Raw genomic sequence first — 15766 nt, forward strand, 5'->3', positions numbered from 1 at the left:
GCGCACGGCAAGCGTGCGCATGGTGCGGCTGGTACCTGCGTGGGAGCAGGTACCGCGTGCGGGCGATCAGTTCGCCACGATCACGCCGCAGGCGATGCGCCCGCCGGAATTGCCGGTGGGCTGGGTCATATAGTCGTCCTTGCCTGCGTGGACGATCAGCGCATGGCCGACCAGGCTCGTGGGCCCAGGCGACAGCGTCACGCCGGAAAGAACGATCGAGCCGACGGCCTTGCCGTTGGCATCGGATTGCAGCATCGGAATGTCGCCGGCATGGTGTGCGCCGTGGCGCGGATCACCGTGCTGCTGGCCAGTCGGGTTGAAGTGGCCGCCAGCGCTATTGCCATCCGCCGACGAGCAATCGCCCTTCTCATGCACGTGGAAGCCAAACATACCGTTAGCCGGCAAACCAGAAATATCCACGGCGATGGCAACCCGATTGTCGCCTTGCTGCGCGAGCTTCACGCTGCCTTGCACGGTACTGCCGCTCTTGGGTGCCAGCACGGCCGATGCCGCCATGCCCGAATCGGCCGCCTTGGCCGTCGACGCGGTATTCGATGCGCAGCCGGCCATCAGGCCGATCGCGGCGAGTGCAATCACGAGTTGCTTCATGTGTCACCTCCAGTCAGGGTTCACTCGGGGAGCGGACGATTGTACTGCCGGATGATGAACACGCAACATTGGCAACAACGGTTCACCCTTTGGCCGCCGGTGCAGATGCTGGAGGCACGGGTGCGACAAACGGCCCGGGGTCGACGCACGGCGCGCCCGGTTGCGTATGCGCAGCCTTGCCGCCGGCCTGGTAGGACGCCGCTACCTTGTCCTGGGCCTTGCACGTCTGGAACGCGGCCACCTTGTCGCCCCAGGCTGCCTTGGCCTTCGCCAGGTCCGCCTGTGCCTTCTGTTCTTCCGTCGGTGCCGGCAGCTTGGCGCCGGCCAGTCCGCTTGTCAGGCTCAGCATGGCGGCAGCAAGTGCCATACCTGCGGCGCGGCTCAGAGCGGATGCATGCATGGTGAGGTTCCTTGAATCGGTGGCGGTCGATGGCGTCATGACTTGGCGGGCTGCTCGCTCGGCGCTGGCGGCGCAGGCGGTTGGGTCCGCTGCGCGGGGATCTTGCCGGCCTTGACGTCGTCGTACCAAAGCTCGTGGTGCTCCTTCGCCCAAGCCTCGTCGACATAGCCATCACGCATGGCGCGGTAAGCCCCTTCCATGCCGATCGTGCCCATGTAGATGTGGCCCAGCGACATGCAGATCATGCCCACCGCCGCAATGGCGTGAATGACCTCGGCCAGTTGCATCGTGCTGCGGTAGTAATCCACGCCCGGGACGATGCGATCGAGCGTCCAGCCCGAGGCCGACAGGATCAGCCCGAACACGACGAGGCCGCCCCAGAACCAGAGTTTCTCGCCAGCATTGAAGCGGTGCGACGGCACTTCGGCGCCGTGCTCTCCGGCAAACATGCCGCCCAAGCTCAGCAGCCATTTCGTGTCGCCGCGGCGCGGCAGGTTGTCCCCCACCCACATTACGAAGGCCACGATGATGCTGACCGTGAAGAGCGGCCCCACCAGGTTGTGGAGATTTTTCAATATGTACGTCAGCCAGCCAAACAACTGATGGCCGACGATCGGCAGCAGGAAATGCTTGCCCCACAGCATGAGGATGCCTGACACGCCCAGCGTGACGAACGAGATGGCCATCGTCCAATGCACATAGCGCTCGGTAGGCGTGAAGCGCTCGATCTTGCGGCCGGTGGGCGCTTCCTTCAGGGGAATCGTGCCGCGCCACAGGAAGAACCCCAGGATGAGCAGCGGCACCAGCACCACGAGCCAACCGCCCCACACGGTGATCACGCCATTGCGGAACAGCCGCCATTTTTGCCCCGTGCGCTGGATCAGCACGCCGGCTTCCAGCCCGGGAATACTGGCGTAATGCGCCTGGTCGGAGTTCACCTCGCGCCAGACAGGCGCGTTGTTGCCGGGTCGCGTGACACGGCGTGCGGCCTGGTCTCCCGCCTCTTTGGCGAGATCGCGCTTCTTTAGATCAAACACGTTCTCCGAGACGATGTTGGAGAACGGTTGCGCCGGTTGCACGGCCGGGTTGACGGGGGCATTGTTGGCGGCCGGCGCGCTGGCCGGCTGCTGCGCACTCGCCAACGCCGCCGCTGCGCCGAGCAACACGGCCATCACAAGGTGTTTCCAGGAAGTGCCCATGGACGAACCTCCGCTTGCGCGCGTCATGGCGTCTTGTTGTACTCGTTCTGGTATTGGCCGCGCGCGCGGATCTGGTTCTCCCAGCTCGTGCGGTCACCGGGCGTCCAGTTCTTGGCCATGAACGGATCGCCTTCCGCGCCCTTGTAGGCTGGCGCGTCGTCTTTGCGGTGCGAGGCAAAGGCGACTTGCGGGCGTTCGCCGCAGGCACCGAGCAACAGCGCAGCGCCCAGGGCGATCAGCAGGCTGGTCGATGGTGCTCGGGGGGTCATGATTGCGCTCCCGGCGTTGAAGCAGGCGTGGCGGGCGCGGCCGGGGTAGCCGGCGCTGCCTGGCTGCCTTTGCCGTGGCCACCGCCGTAAGCCGTGCCCCATCCGAACAACTCGGCGCCCTTGCCGCGTTTCATGACCCGGTTACGCAGGATGTCGGAAATCACATCGCCATCACCGCCCAGCAGCGCCTTCGTCGAGCACATTTCCGCGCACAGCGGCAGCTTGCCTTCGGCCAGGCGGTTGCGGCCGTACTTCTCGAATTCTTCCTCGCTGCCGTTCTTCTCGGGGCCGCCCGCGCAGAACGTGCACTTGTCCATCTTGCCGCGTACGCCAAACGTACCTTGGCTGGGGAACTGCGGCGCGCCGAACGGGCAAGCATACGAGCAGTAGCCGCAGCCGATGCAGACATCTTTGTCGTGCAGCACCACGCCGTCTTCGGTGCGGTAGAAGCAGTCGACCGGGCAGACCGCCATGCACGGCGCATCGGAACAATGCATGCAGGCCACGGAGATGGACTTCTCCGCGCCGACCATGCCGTCGTTGATCGTGACCACGCGGCGACGGTTCACGCCCCAGGGCACCTCGTGTTCGTTCTTGCAGGCCGTGGCGCAGGCGTTGCATTCGATGCAGCGCTCGCTGTCACAGATGAATTTCATGCGTGCCATGTTGATCTCCCCGTCCTTATGCGAACCGCTCGATCTGGCAGACCGTCGTTTTCGTTTCCTGCATCATCGTCACCGAGTCGTAGCCGTAGGTCGTGGCCGTGTTCACAGCCTCGCCACGCACGATCGGGTGGGCGCCTTCCGGGTAGTAATCGAGCAGGTCCTTGCCCTGCCACCAGCCCGAAAAGTGGAACGGGATGAAGGCGTGGTCGACGCCCACGCGCTCCGTCACCAGCGCGCGCACCTTGATCTGGGCGCCGGTCGGCGTCTTGACCCAGACAAAATCGTTGTGACGAATACCGCGGTCGGCTGCGGCCTTCGGGTTGATCTCGACAAAGTTCTCCTGCTGCAACTCGGCAAGCCACGGGTTGGAGCGCGTCTCTTCGCCGCCGCCCTCGTACTCCACCAGGCGGCCGGAGGTGAGGATGATCGGGAATTTCTCGTAGACCTTGTTCTCGATATTGCGTTGCTGCACCGTCTTGTACAGCGTGGGCAGGCGCCAGAAGGTCTTCTTGTCGTCGTGCGTGGGGTACTTGGCGACCATGTCGGGCCGCGTCGAATACAGCGGCTCGCGGTGCTGCGGAATGCCGTCCGGGAAGTTCCACACGATCGCGCGAGCCTTGGCGTTGCCGAACGGGTGGCAGCCATGCTTCATCGTCACGCGCTGGATGCCGCCGGACAAATCGGTCTTCCAGTTCTTGCCTTCAGCGGCCTTCTTCTCGGCGTCGGTCAGGTCGTCCCACCAGCCGAGTTTCTTGAGGAAGACGTGATCGAACTCGGGGTAGCCGGTCGTCAACTCCGAACCCAGCGAGAACGAGCCATCTTCGGCCAGCAGGTTGACGCCGTCGCGTTCCACGCCAAAGTTGGCGCGGAAGTTGCCGCCGCCCTCCATCACATGCTTGCTGGTGTCGTACAGGTTGGGCGAGCCGGGATGTTTGAGTTCCGGCGTGCCGTAGCATGGCCAAGGCAGGCCGAAGTAATCGCCGGTGAGGTCGTAGCCGGTTTCGGCGTCCTTGCCGCCCTTGCAGCGCAGCGTGCGCACATCAAACAGATGCATGTTGCGCATGTGAGCCTTCAGCCGTTCCGGCGATTGCCCCGTGTAGCCGATCGTCCAGTTGCCGCGATTGATTTCACGCAGGATCGATTCGATCTCCGGCTCGCGCCACGTCATGCCGGCGCGCTTGTATTCGGTGATCTTGTAGTTCTTTGACAGCTCCTTGCCGAAGCCGAGGCGATCGGCAAACGCCTGCATGATCACGTGGTCGGGCTGCGATTCGAACAGCGGCTCGATCACCTTCTCGCGCCATTGCAGCGAGCGGTTCGATGCCGTACATGAGCCCGCCGTTTCGAACTGCGTTGCGGCCGGCAGCAGGTAGACGGCACGGTTCGGATTGGGCGGCGTGCCGTCGGCGGCGGGCATGTTGGCCATGGCCGCCGTGGCCGACGGGTATGGGTCAATCACCACGAGCAGGTCGATCTTGTCGAGCGCACGCTTGATGTCCATCCCGCGCGTTTGCGAGTTCGGTGCGTGGCCCCAGTAAAAGACCGCGCGAACGTTGTTGTCCTGATCGATCAGGTCATTCTTCTCGAGCACCGCATCGGCCCACCGCGAAACCGTGGTGCCCGACTTTTCCATCATCGCCTGCGAGGCGAAGCGGCCTTTGATCCAGTCGTAATCGAGCCCCCACACGGAGGCGAAATGCTTCCACGCGCCCGCAGCGAGGCCGTAATAGCCCGGCAGAGAATCGGGATTGGGTCCGACGTCGGTCGCGCCCTGCACGTTGTCGTGGCCGCGGAAGATGTTGGCGCCGCCGCCCGACTTGCCGATATTGCCCAGCGCCAGTTGCACGATGCACGACGCGCGCACGATCGCATTGCCGATGGTGTGCTGCGTCTGGCCCATGCACCACACCAGCGTGCTCGGGCGGTTCATCGCCATCATCTCGGCGACCTTGTGCACCTGTGCCTCAGGCACGCCGCACACTTCCTCGACCTTGTCCGGCGTCCACTTGGCAAGCACTTCTTCGCGCACCTTGTCCATGCCGTAGACACGGTCGTGGATGTACTGCTTGTCTTCCCAACCGTTCTTGAAGATGTGATACAGCACGCCAAACAGGAAGGCGATATCGGTGCCCGAACGAATCCGCACGTATTCATCGGACTTGGCCGCCGTGCGCGTGTAGCGCGGGTCGACCACGATGACCTTGCAGCCTGTTTCCTTGGCGTGCAGCAAATGCAGCATCGACACCGGATGCGCCTCGGCCGCGTTCGAGCCGATGTACAACGCGCACTTGGCGTTCTGCATGTCGTTGTACGAATTCGTCATCGCGCCGTAGCCCCAGGTGTTGGCCACGCCGGCCACGGTGGTGCTATGGCAGATACGCGCCTGGTGGTCGCAATTGTTGGTACCGAAGAACGACACCCACTTGCGCAGCAGATACGACTGCTCGTTGCTGTGCTTGGACGAACCCACGAAGAAAAACGAATCCGGCCCGGTTTCCTGGCGGATCGTGTTCATCTTGGCGACGATCTCGTTGAGCGCCTGCTCCCAGCTGATGCGCTGGTAGCGGCCGTCCACGAGCTTCATTGGCGTCTTCAGGCGGTATTCGCCGTGACCGTGCTCGCGCAGGGCGGCGCCTTTGGCGCAGTGCGCGCCCAGGTTGATCGGCGAGTCGAATACCGGTTCCTGGCGCACCCACACGCCGTTTTGCACGACGGCATCCACCGAGCAGCCGACCGAGCAGTGCGAGCACACCGTGCGGCGCACAACGATATCGCCCTTACCTTCGGCGGCGTGGGCCTCACCCACCACCGATTTCTTCACCAGCGAAAGCTGCGTCGCGGCCAGCCCTGCGCCAACGCCGATGCCGGAGCGTTTGAGGAAGGTGCGGCGGTCCATGGTCGGCAGTGCGCCGGCCAGGCTGCGAGCCAGACTGCCGGCAAGCGATGTGGCGCCCTGGCTGTTTGAACGTCGGGCCGGTGCGGCTTTGGTGTCCTGTACCGCCGGTTTGCGGGTCAGAAGCATGAGGTCACCTGAGGATGTGGGGTGCGTGCAATGACGATGGAGTAGTAGCGGCGCGCATGCGGCCGTGTCAGATCCACGTCGTCTTGTAGTACTTGCGAATGTGTTCGCTCAGCCGATAGCCGGTGGCACCATCATCCGCGGTGTCAGCAGGGGGCGAGGCCGTGGCGGCGGGCGCTTGCACCAGATGGCTGGCCGTGGCGGCCGTGCCTGCGGCGGCAGCGGCTACGGCGGCGCCCATCAGGAAGCGGCGGCGCGTGGGGCCGGATTCAGCAGAATCCGCCTCTGGGCGGGCGTGTGGGACGGTGTTCGGACCTGGCATTTCGATGCTCCCCGGCTCATTCAAACCGATGACCGAATGTAATAGGAATTTTTGAACACATTTTAGGAGTAACGGCATGGGAAAACCATGCCTAAAACCCCTCACACAGGGATTTTCCTGACGATTTACCGATGAATTTTTTCAATGAGTGCGATTTGAACCGGTCCGCCGTGACGCGGACGGGACGCGACTCTTGACAGGCCGCTCAATTTTTAGGCGGTCGGTCTCATTGCCGTCACGCCAATTCCAGCGCGAGCCGCTCGACGTCGAAAAACGCCTTTGCCAATCCCGCCACGTCGGCATAAAACGCGGCACGCGGATGCTGCAGTACAGCATCACAAGCCGTATCGACCCACGAGGCCAGATGGCGCTGGAAAAAAGCGCGCTGCTCCTCAACGCGGGCAACAGCAACATCGTCCCCCGCGATGAGGTAACGCATGACCTCGCACAGCGTAGCGAGGTGATCTTCGGTTTCCGTGACGCCCTCGGCGCGCTCCAGGCCGTAGCGTCGCAGGTCGTCGCGCAGCACCACGAGCGGCTTTTCGTTCATGAAACCCGCTTGGTAGTACGAGCCATACAAGAACACTTCGGGCTTGCCGACGCCGATAAACAGCTCGGTGTATTCGTCGTCGGCCTGCCCTGCGGTGGTCTGGCCGGCTCGGGCGACAAGCTTTCGCCACGCCTGGGTAAGTGCGCTGCTGGCGGCGGCTTCCGCATCGGCCGGGGCGATAGCGTCGTCGCCTACCGGGTCCAGCGGCGCGGCAGCAATGCGCTGCAGCAAATCGGCGTCTGCCGCGTGGAAGAACAGCGTGGCCAGCAGGCCGTACAGGTCCGCACGGGCGAGATCCTCGGCGCTGTCGGCAGGCGTGGCGGCGGGCTGGAATTGCAGGGGCTGGGCGTCGGTCATGGGCTCAGAGATCAGCTTGAATGCGCGGTTTTCAGTGCGGGGCGCCGGGGCGTTCGCCGTGCTGCATCATGTCGATCACGCGGCAGTCGCTGCACATTTTGAGGCGCTCGGCGGCAGCGCCCGAGAACGCCGGATGGGCGCCCAGCTTTGCAAGCATCGTCGTGACCATCTGCGCGGTGCCGAACGGCTTGTTGCAGCGGATGCAGTGGAACGGCTGGGCCTCATTAAGCGTGACCGATTGGCGGGCTTCGGCCGACAGGTTCAGACGCGGGACGAGGGCGATGGCGCTTTCAGGGCACGTGGTTTCGCACAGACCGCATTGGACGCAGTTTCGCTCGATCATGGCCAGCACGGGGCGCTCGGCCTGATCGCGAAGCGCCTGCGATGGGCACGCGCCCACGCAAGCCATGCACAGCGTGCAGCTTTCGCGGTTCACGGTGATGGCGCCAAACGGTGCGCCGGCCGGCAGCGGGATAACGGCCTCGGTTGCCTGGGCGTGGCGCGCAAGATGGTCGAGCGCAAAATCCAGCGTCTCGCGCTTTGCAGCGGCCACTGCAAAGGTGGCCGCAGGCATGTCACGGCGGAAACCGCGCAGCGGGGCCGATACGTCAGCACTGCTCAGGCGCGCGTCGAGCGCCGCCGCATCCGCCACGTCGATCAGCACCACGCCCGCCTCATCCGCCGGTTCGCCAAGCCCGTGCAGCATGGCCTGCGCCACAGCAACCTGCTCGGCGAGCATCGCGCGGTACTGCGGTGCGTCGTCTTCGGTCAGGAGAATGGCGATGCGCGCGGCGCCGTAAGCCAACGCAGCAAGCCACAGGTCCAATCCCGTCGATGCCGCATGGAAGACCTCAACCGGCAGCACATTCACCGGCACGCCCTGCGCCTTGCCGATACGCGCGGCCCGGCCAAGTTGCTCGATCAGCGTGCGCCCGCGCCCACCGTTATGCAGCAGAACCACGGCATCACGCCCACCCGCCGATGCATACGTGCTCAGCAGGGTCTTGAGCTTGCGCCCCTGGTAAGGCGCGCTGGGATAGGCGTAGGTGATGGCGCCGGTCGGGCATGCGGTCGTACACGCGCCGCAGCCCACGCACAGATTGGGCGTGACGTGCACGCTGCCACGGCCGTCCTTCCACTGCGGCGCAATGGCCGACGCGGAACACACCTGCACGCAAGCGTCGCAGCCCACTTGGCCGTTACGCCCGTGGGCGCAGATGGATTCCTTGTATTGGAAGAACTTGGGCTTCTCAAACTCGCCCACCATTTGCAGCAGTGCCAGCGATGCCGTCAGTTGGCGACCGGCGTCTGCGCCAGCGTGGAAGTACCCCTGCGGCGGCTGGTGCTGGGCAAACGCCGGCGCATCGTTCAAATCGAAGATCAGGTCAAACTGGCCCGACAGCGCCTGCGGTGCCTCCACGCGGCTGAAATCGATGGCCATCGCATCGCCGCACGCTTTTACGCAGGCGCGATGGTCGCGGCATGCGTCCAGATCGATCTGGTAAAGCGCGTCGATGGCGCCTTCAGGGCAGACATCGATGCAGGCGTTGCAGCGGGTGCAGCGGTCCAGGTCGATCGGATTGCGGTTGCGCCACTTCACTTCGAACGTGCCAAGCCAGCCTTTCACCTCCTGCAGCTCGCCTGCTTGGACGGGCCAGCGGCGCTCCATCGGCGGGACAAGCGGACCGCTTGCGCGATCACGCCCAGTGATGAGCACCGTCACGCTCAGTTGGTCGGCCAGGCGTTCGGCCCACGGCATCGCTCGCTCGGCAGGACCGACGATCAGCACGTTGCCGTCGGACCGGTAGTCGACCACCGGCACAGGGTCCGGCGCCGGCAACCCTGCCACGGCGAGCAGCGCCGCTGTCTTGGCACGGAAACCACGCGCATCGCGCTTGGCCCCCGCCGACCACCCGCCCGTTTCGCGCACGTTTACAAAATGGATCGGCGCGGTCACGCCCTCGTGCTGCGCGGCCACTTCTGCAAACAGCGCCTTTTCCTGCGTGCAGGCGACGATGACGTCTTCCGTGCCCTCCAGCGCCTGCGTGAACGCGCCGATCTCGCGGCGGCACAGCAGGTGGTGCGTCTTGCCTGGCGCGCCGATGGCGGCGTCGGACCCGCGCAGGGCGTCGCCCACCGCATCGGCATCGATCGGCATGGTGTGATTGCAACTGCAGAGCAGCGTCGGCATGGATTTGTGCGTGAGCGCCCACGTGCATGGCGCGGGCTGTGGAGACATGGCCGCACGGTCGTTGCCGCGCGGTACTTTTTTATTCTACGGACGGCGGCTTAGCGCCGCCATGCGGGGTTGCCTGGGCGGGGTCCTCAACGAGGGGCGATTCGGCATCGGCAAGTTCACACGGCGTCTCGCCGGTCACAGCGGGCGAAGCGTCCGATACCGGTTCGATTCCTGTCGGCGCAGCCGCCTCCTCTTCCAGCGGCTCGAACAACCGCAATCCCGCCGTATGGCGCAGCTCGCGCAACATCTCAGGCGGGATCGGGTCCGGCTGCGAATAATCGTCGATATACGTGTCGAGCCCGTCCATCACATTGAAATGCGGATCGGCGAAGAGCTTCTTGAGCGCGGCACGCTTGACGGTTTCGTCCACCCCGTGCGCGACGAAGGGCGCGAAATCATCGGATGGTGTCAGCTTGGCGGCGTCCTCCAGCGTGAGCGGGGGCGGCGCCTCGGGCGTGGGCTCGGCCGTCGACGCTTCGGGCACGACAACGGGCTCCGGCTCGGCGGGCGGGGCCGCTTCCGGTTCGGGTTCGCCGCGCCGCTCGGCGGCCTTGCGGCGTGACCAGCGCGAGAGGAAAGTTTCGTCGCTCACGGCAGCTTCGCTCAGAACTTTGCGCGGTCTTCCGGCGGCAGGAACGACTCCGGCCGGCGCCGCTTCTTCGGCTCGGGCCGGTAGTGTTCGGCCACGTACGCCTGCAGCCATTGCAGTGCCGCGGCGTCCAACGGCACATTTTCGACCGTCTCGCCACCGTCGAGCCAGCGCCCAGCCTCGTTGTAGCTCAGCGAAACCGTATGCGGAATCGCCCGGCCTTCGTCAGCCGTGCCCGATTCGCCCAGGCGCCACAGCACAAACCAGCAGGGCGCGGCGGAGGTCACGTTGAGGTAGTAACCCTCGGCCTCGTCGCGAAACAGCGTGACGGAGAAGCCGGGCGTGAGCCAGCGCTCGTCGCCCTTCTCATCGTCGGCGCGATCCAGGCAGCGCGGTGCGGTGCCGTATTCGCCCAGATCGGGCACGACAGCCTCCAGCCGCCACTGGAACGGCTGCCAGCGGTTGGCCGTCGGGCGGCGGCACAGCACCACCGCCACCCGTACAGACGGGCGCTCCGTCTGGCGATCGTTGGACAACGGCTCGCTGGCGTCCATGGTTTTTCGCTCAGGTGTTCTGCACGACGATCGAGGGGAACTTGCTTGTCATGTCCTTCGCCTTCTCGGCCACGGCAATCGCGACGCGGCGCGCGATCTGCTTGTAGACGCCGGCAATTGCGCCGTCGGGATCAGCCACCACGGTCGGACGGCCCGAATCGGCCTGCTCGCGAATGGACAGATTCAGAGGCAGGCTGCCCAGGAACGGCACGTTGTACTGTTCGCACATCTTCTCGCCGCCGCCGGCGCCGAAAATGTGCTCGGTATGGCCGCAGTTCGGGCAGCAGTAGACCGCCATGTTCTCGACCACGCCGATGATGGGAATCCCCACCTTCTCGAACATTTTCAGGCCCTTCTTGGCGTCGAGCAGCGCGATGTCCTGCGGCGTGGTGACGATCACCGCGCCCGTCACAGGCACCTTCTGCGACAGCGTGAGCTGGATGTCGCCCGTGCCCGGCGGCATGTCGACGATGAGGTAATCCAGGTCGCGCCAGTTGGTCTGCTTGAGCAGTTGTTCGAGCGCGGAGGTCACCATGGGGCCGCGCCAGACCATCGGGTTGTCCTGCTCTATCAGGAAGCCGATCGAGTTGGCCTGCAGGCCGTGCCCCTCCATCGGCTCCATCGTCTTGCCATCTGCCGACTCGGGCTGGCCCTGGATGCCCAGCATCATCGGCTGGCTCGGGCCGTAGATATCGGCGTCGAGAATGCCGACGTTAGCGCCTTCCGCAGACAGCGCCAGCGCCAGGTTCACTGCGGTGGTCGACTTGCCCACCCCGCCCTTGCCCGATGCCACCGCGATGATGTTCTTCACATTCGGCATGAGGTGCACGCCGCGTTGCACCGCGTGCGCGACGATCTTCATCGACACCTGCACGCTCACATTTTCGACACCTTGCACCTTGCGCAGCGCCCCGATCACCAGCTTGCGGATCGGCTCGAACTGGCTCTTGGCGGGGTAGCCGAGTTCCACGTCGAGCGACACCTCGCCGCCGTCGACCCGGATGTTGCGCGCCGATTTGGACGACACGAGGTCGCGCTCGGTATTGGGATCCACCACGCCGCGCAGGGCTTCGGTGATCTGTTCGATGGTTACGCTCAACATTTGCTCCACAAATCTAATGCGAATGGGGGACGGGCCAACGGTGACGCGGCATGAACTTTGCGGCGCCCTGGCCACTCTATCTACTGTTTTGCTATTGTATTTTGCCGGCGCGTCGTTCGTCCGATTCCTCCCCCAATATCCCTCTGATGCGCCGGATATCGGCAAACTCACAAGAACCGATCCCGTTACCCGTAGGAGAAACCATGAAAGCCAAGCTTATTTCCGTCTCGCTCGTCGCCCTGCTGGCCGCCGGCTGCGCGACCGAACAGCAGAACCAGACCGCCATGGGCACCGGCGTTGGCGCGGCCGTGGGCGCTGGCATCGGCGCGCTGGTCGGCAACGGCAAGGGCGCCGCCATTGGCGGTGCGCTGGGCGCGGCAACCGGCGCAGCCGTCGGCTACAACTGGGGCGCTATCAAGTCCAAGCTGGCTGGCGATACGGCCGGCACCGGCACGCAAATTTCGGAGCAGCCCGACGGCTCGCTCAAGCTGAACATTCCGAGCCAAGTCTCGTTCGACACCGACAGCGCGGTGATCAAGCCGTCGTTCCGGGGCCCGTTGGATAGCGTGGCACAAACGCTCACACAACATCCGGAACTGGCCGCCAATGTGGTCGGCCACACGGACAGCACCGGCAACCCGAACTACAACATGACGCTGTCGCAAAAGCGTGCGCAGAGCGTGGCGAGCTACCTGACTGACCGCGGCGTGGCCCGCAACCGTCTCTCGGCTGAAGGCCGCGGCCAGAACCAGCCCGTTGCCGACAACGCCACCGAGGCCGGCCGCGCTCAAAATCGCCGCGTCGAAATTTATTTGAAACCAATTCAGGGCTAACCCTGTCATAGAAAACAGGTGCCGCTTGCCACACGTTGCTGGCTCGCAATGCGTGGCTGACCTCCCGGGCGGTACCTGATTTCTCCTCCTTTTCCGTTGTGGAAAGCTGCGCCGGCTCTGACCGGCGCTTTTTTTGGGTCACACCCTGCGCGACATCGTGACGCATGGGCCAACCCCACGATCACACCCCGCGATTCCGCAGATTCCTCTCTGACGGGCTCGACGCCGTCGGGCGCGCTAAAATATGCGTTTCTCCGCGCGCCGCGCCCTGTTCGCGGCCTGCCCGCACTTTTCTGGCTCGCTCATGTCCGAACGTCGCATCCTCGTCACTTCCGCCCTGCCCTACGCAAACGGACCGATTCACATCGGCCACCTGGTCGAGTACATCCAGACCGATATCTGGGTGCGTTTCCAACGCATGCGCGGGCATGAGACCTACTACGTGGGTGCCGACGACACACACGGCACGCCCGTCATGCTGCGCGCCGAGAAGGAAGGCCTGACCCCGCGCCAGCTCATCGAACGCGTCTGGACGGAACATAAACGCGACTTCGACAACTTCCTCGTCTCATTCGACAACTACTACAGCACCGACTCCGATGAAAACAAGGAGCTGTGCCAGAGCGTCTACCTCAAGCTCAAGGAAGCCGGCCTGATCGATGTGCGCGAGGTCGAGCAGTTCTATGACCCGGTCAAGGAGATGTTCCTGCCGGACCGCTTCATCAAGGGCGAATGCCCCAAGTGCGGCGCGAAAGACCAGTACGGCGACTCCTGCGAAGTCTGCGGCGCGACGTACCAGCCGACCGACCTGAGGAATCCGTATTCCGTGGTGTCAGGCGCGACACCGGTGCGCAAGTCCTCCGAGCACTATTTCTTCAAGCTCTCCGACCCGCGCTGCGAAAATTTCCTGCGCGAATGGGTGGCTGATCTGGCCCAGCCTGAAGCGACCAACAAGATGCGCGAATGGCTCGGCGACGAAGGCGAGGCCAAGCTGTCGGACTGGGACATCTCGCGTGATGCGCCGTACTTCGGCTTCGAGATTCCGGGCGCGCCGGGCAAATACTTCTATGTGTGGCTGGATGCGCCGGTCGGCTACTACGCCAGCTTCAAGAACCTGTGCGCCAAGCGCGGCATCGATTTCGATTCCTGGATCGCAGAGCACTCGACCACCGAGCAGTACCACTTTATCGGCAAGGACATCCTGTATTTCCACACGCTGTTCTGGCCAGCAATGCTCAAGTTCTCGGGCCACCGCACGCCGACCAACGTGTTCGCGCACGGCTTCCTGACCGTGGACGGCGCCAAGATGAGCAAGTCACGCGGCACGTTCATCACCGCACAGAGCTACATCGACACCGGCCTGAACCCGGAATGGCTGCGCTACTACTTCGCCGCAAAGCTAAACGCGACGATGGAAGACCTGGACCTGAACCTGGACGATTTCATCGCCCGTGTGAACAGCGATCTGGTAGGCAAGTTCGTCAACATCGCGAGCCGCTCGGCGGGCTTCCTGGTCAAGCGCTTCGAAGGTCGCGTGAGCGATGCCGCGCTGGGCCACCCGCTGATGGTGCAACTGCGCGAAGCGGCCCCGCAAATCGCCGATCTGTATGAAAAGCGCGAGTACAGCAAGGCGCTGCGTGCCGTGATGGAGCTGGCCGACGCCGTCAATGCGTTCGTCGACACGGAAAAGCCGTGGGACCTCGCCAAGGACGAAGCCAACCGCGAAAAGCTGCATGCCGCGTGCTCGGTTGCGCTGGAAGCGTTCCGCCTGCTGGCCGTGTACCTCAAGCCGATTCTGCCGACCACGGTTGAGCGCATCGAAGCGTTCCTCAACGTTGAGCCGCTGACGTGGCGCTCGATCGATTCGCAACTGTCGTCGGCCAAGCCGATCCAGCCGTACTCGCATCTGATGACGCGCGTGGACAAGAAGCAGGTGGATGCGCTGGTGGAAGCGAATCGTCAGTCGCTGCAAGCCACTGCCGATGCACCGGCTGCTGCCGCCAACGGAGCTGCCGTCATTGAGCCGATGGCCGAGACCATCACCATCGACGACTTCGCCAAGATCGACTTGCGTGTGGCCAAGATCGTCGCCTGCCAGCGCGTGGAAGGATCGAACAAGCTGCTGCAGCTCACGCTAGATGTGGGTGAAGGGCAGACGCGGAATGTGTTTTCTGGCATCCAGTCGGCGTATGCGCCGGAAGATCTCGTGGGCAAGCTGACCGTGATGGTTGCCAACCTCGCACCGCGCAAGATGAAGTTCGGGATGTCGGAAGGGATGGTGTTGGCGGCTTCGGCGGCTGATGAGAAGGCTCAGCCGGGGCTTTATATTCTTGAGCCGCATTCTGGGGCGGTGCCGGGGATGCGGGTGCGTTGATTTAGTTTGAGGGGGAGGATGGGCCTTGGTGGTCCACTCCCCTTTCGTTCCCTGCCGGGGCTGAAACAAGGGATGCACCACAAGAACATCCTCACGGCAAAGGCCCAAGCCGCAATCAGCTACGCCCCATTCAACCGATCATCACTCCGCGAGGTCGTAGTCACCTTCCCATCCGGCCCGAAGTGCACATTGAAGAAAGCCCGCTCGGTAGCACTTTCCATCCACCGGTACCCCCAAACCTCTTCCTGCTTCAGCTTAAACACCTCAACCTTCCCCGGCTTGCCCAGCATCCGGCGGATGTCATCTTTGGTCTGCCCCACCCGCACGCGCCCAAAATTCTCGGCAGTCAGCACCTGCTCGATCTTCTGCACGTGCCCGTCGGGCCCGATCGTCACCATCCACGTTGAAGTCCCTTCCGGCCCGCGCGGATACTCAAGCTGCCGCGTGCCGCCTTCGTTCTCCCAGATCATCTCGGGCTGGCCGGCAGTGGCCCTGACATCGTCTTCGGTGGATTGCCCCGCCACGATGCCCTTGAACAGCAGGTTGTCGGGCTTAGCCGATTGCCATGCTCGTTTGGCGGCATCGCCCACGCGATCCACGGCCTGGTCGACCTTCTGCTGATCACAGCCGAACAGCCCCAGCAATGAAGCCAGAACGCCCATGGTGACTCCCACTTGTGCGAATT

General features: G+C 64.1%; 15 protein-coding genes. 2 read left to right on the forward strand and 13 right to left on the reverse strand.

Annotation, left to right across the window (positions count from 1 at the left end; translation table 11 throughout):
• Positions 1-66 precede the first annotated feature (66 nt).
• The 12 genes from NKG59_RS15105 to apbC form a co-directional block, all read right to left on the reverse strand.
• Positions 67-609: a superoxide dismutase family protein gene (locus tag NKG59_RS15105; RefSeq protein WP_253538260.1), complete on the reverse strand. Its 543-nt coding sequence runs from the start codon at positions 607-609 to the stop codon at positions 67-69.
• Positions 610-691: 82 nt separating this feature from the next.
• Entirely contained in the window at positions 692-1009 is a 318-nt protein-coding gene (locus tag NKG59_RS15110; RefSeq protein WP_253538262.1) for a hypothetical protein, read from the reverse strand.
• 35 nt (positions 1010-1044) lie between these two features.
• A complete protein-coding gene (locus NKG59_RS15115) occupies positions 1045-2208 on the reverse strand; it encodes a formate dehydrogenase subunit gamma (protein WP_253538265.1) in 1164 nt (387 codons plus the stop codon).
• A 23-nt stretch (positions 2209-2231) separates the two neighbouring features.
• Entirely contained in the window at positions 2232-2477 is a 246-nt protein-coding gene (locus NKG59_RS15120) for a hypothetical protein (protein ID WP_045205966.1), read from the reverse strand.
• The gene (fdh3B, locus tag NKG59_RS15125) at positions 2474-3142 is read right to left on the reverse strand and encodes a formate dehydrogenase FDH3 subunit beta (RefSeq protein WP_253538268.1); all 669 of its coding nucleotides are present in this window, start codon (positions 3140-3142) and stop codon (positions 2474-2476) included. Before fdh3B ends, NKG59_RS15120 begins: the two co-directional genes overlap by 4 nt.
• A gap of 16 nt (positions 3143-3158) precedes the next feature.
• Entirely contained in the window at positions 3159-6164 is a 3006-nt protein-coding gene (locus NKG59_RS15130) for a formate dehydrogenase subunit alpha (RefSeq protein ID WP_253538271.1), read from the reverse strand.
• A gap of 67 nt (positions 6165-6231) precedes the next feature.
• Entirely contained in the window at positions 6232-6483 is a 252-nt protein-coding gene (locus tag NKG59_RS15135) for a ubiquinol-cytochrome c reductase iron-sulfur subunit N-terminal domain-containing protein (protein ID WP_253538273.1), read from the reverse strand.
• A 235-nt stretch (positions 6484-6718) separates the two neighbouring features.
• The gene (locus NKG59_RS15140; RefSeq protein ID WP_253538276.1) at positions 6719-7390 is read right to left on the reverse strand and encodes a TorD/DmsD family molecular chaperone; all 672 of its coding nucleotides are present in this window, start codon (positions 7388-7390) and stop codon (positions 6719-6721) included.
• Positions 7391-7421: 31 nt separating this feature from the next.
• On the reverse strand, positions 7422-9581 hold the full coding sequence (locus tag NKG59_RS15145; protein ID WP_253538279.1) for a 4Fe-4S binding protein: 2160 nt from the start codon (positions 9579-9581) through the stop codon (positions 7422-7424).
• 79 nt (positions 9582-9660) lie between these two features.
• Entirely contained in the window at positions 9661-10221 is a 561-nt protein-coding gene (locus NKG59_RS15150; RefSeq protein WP_253538282.1) for a DUF3306 domain-containing protein, read from the reverse strand.
• An 11-nt stretch (positions 10222-10232) separates the two neighbouring features.
• Complete coding sequence (locus NKG59_RS15155; protein ID WP_253538285.1) at positions 10233-10772, reverse strand: DUF3305 domain-containing protein; 540 nt, start codon at positions 10770-10772, stop codon at positions 10233-10235.
• A 10-nt stretch (positions 10773-10782) separates the two neighbouring features.
• Positions 10783-11871 (reverse strand): iron-sulfur cluster carrier protein ApbC, encoded by a 1089-nt coding sequence (gene apbC / locus NKG59_RS15160; RefSeq protein ID WP_253539105.1) that lies wholly within the window; start codon positions 11869-11871, stop codon positions 10783-10785.
• 206 nt (positions 11872-12077) lie between these two features.
• Here apbC and NKG59_RS15165 point away from each other — a divergent pair, with 206 nt between their 5' ends.
• Together NKG59_RS15165 and metG are read left to right on the forward strand one after the other, a co-directional pair.
• A complete protein-coding gene (locus NKG59_RS15165; RefSeq protein ID WP_024975042.1) occupies positions 12078-12707 on the forward strand; it encodes a YiaD family glycine zipper/OmpA-like lipoprotein in 630 nt (209 codons plus the stop codon).
• A 304-nt stretch (positions 12708-13011) separates the two neighbouring features.
• Entirely contained in the window at positions 13012-15081 is a 2070-nt protein-coding gene (metG, locus tag NKG59_RS15170; protein ID WP_253538299.1) for a methionine--tRNA ligase, read from the forward strand.
• Positions 15082-15200: 119 nt separating this feature from the next.
• Here metG and NKG59_RS15175 read toward each other — a convergent pair whose 3' ends face one another.
• On the reverse strand, positions 15201-15743 hold the full coding sequence (locus NKG59_RS15175; protein ID WP_253539108.1) for a hypothetical protein: 543 nt from the start codon (positions 15741-15743) through the stop codon (positions 15201-15203).
• Positions 15744-15766: the final 23 nt, after the last annotated feature.

Source organism: Ralstonia chuxiongensis (genome assembly GCF_024158925.1).
In the GTDB taxonomy this organism is placed as follows: Bacteria; Pseudomonadota; Gammaproteobacteria; order Burkholderiales; family Burkholderiaceae; genus Ralstonia; species Ralstonia chuxiongensis.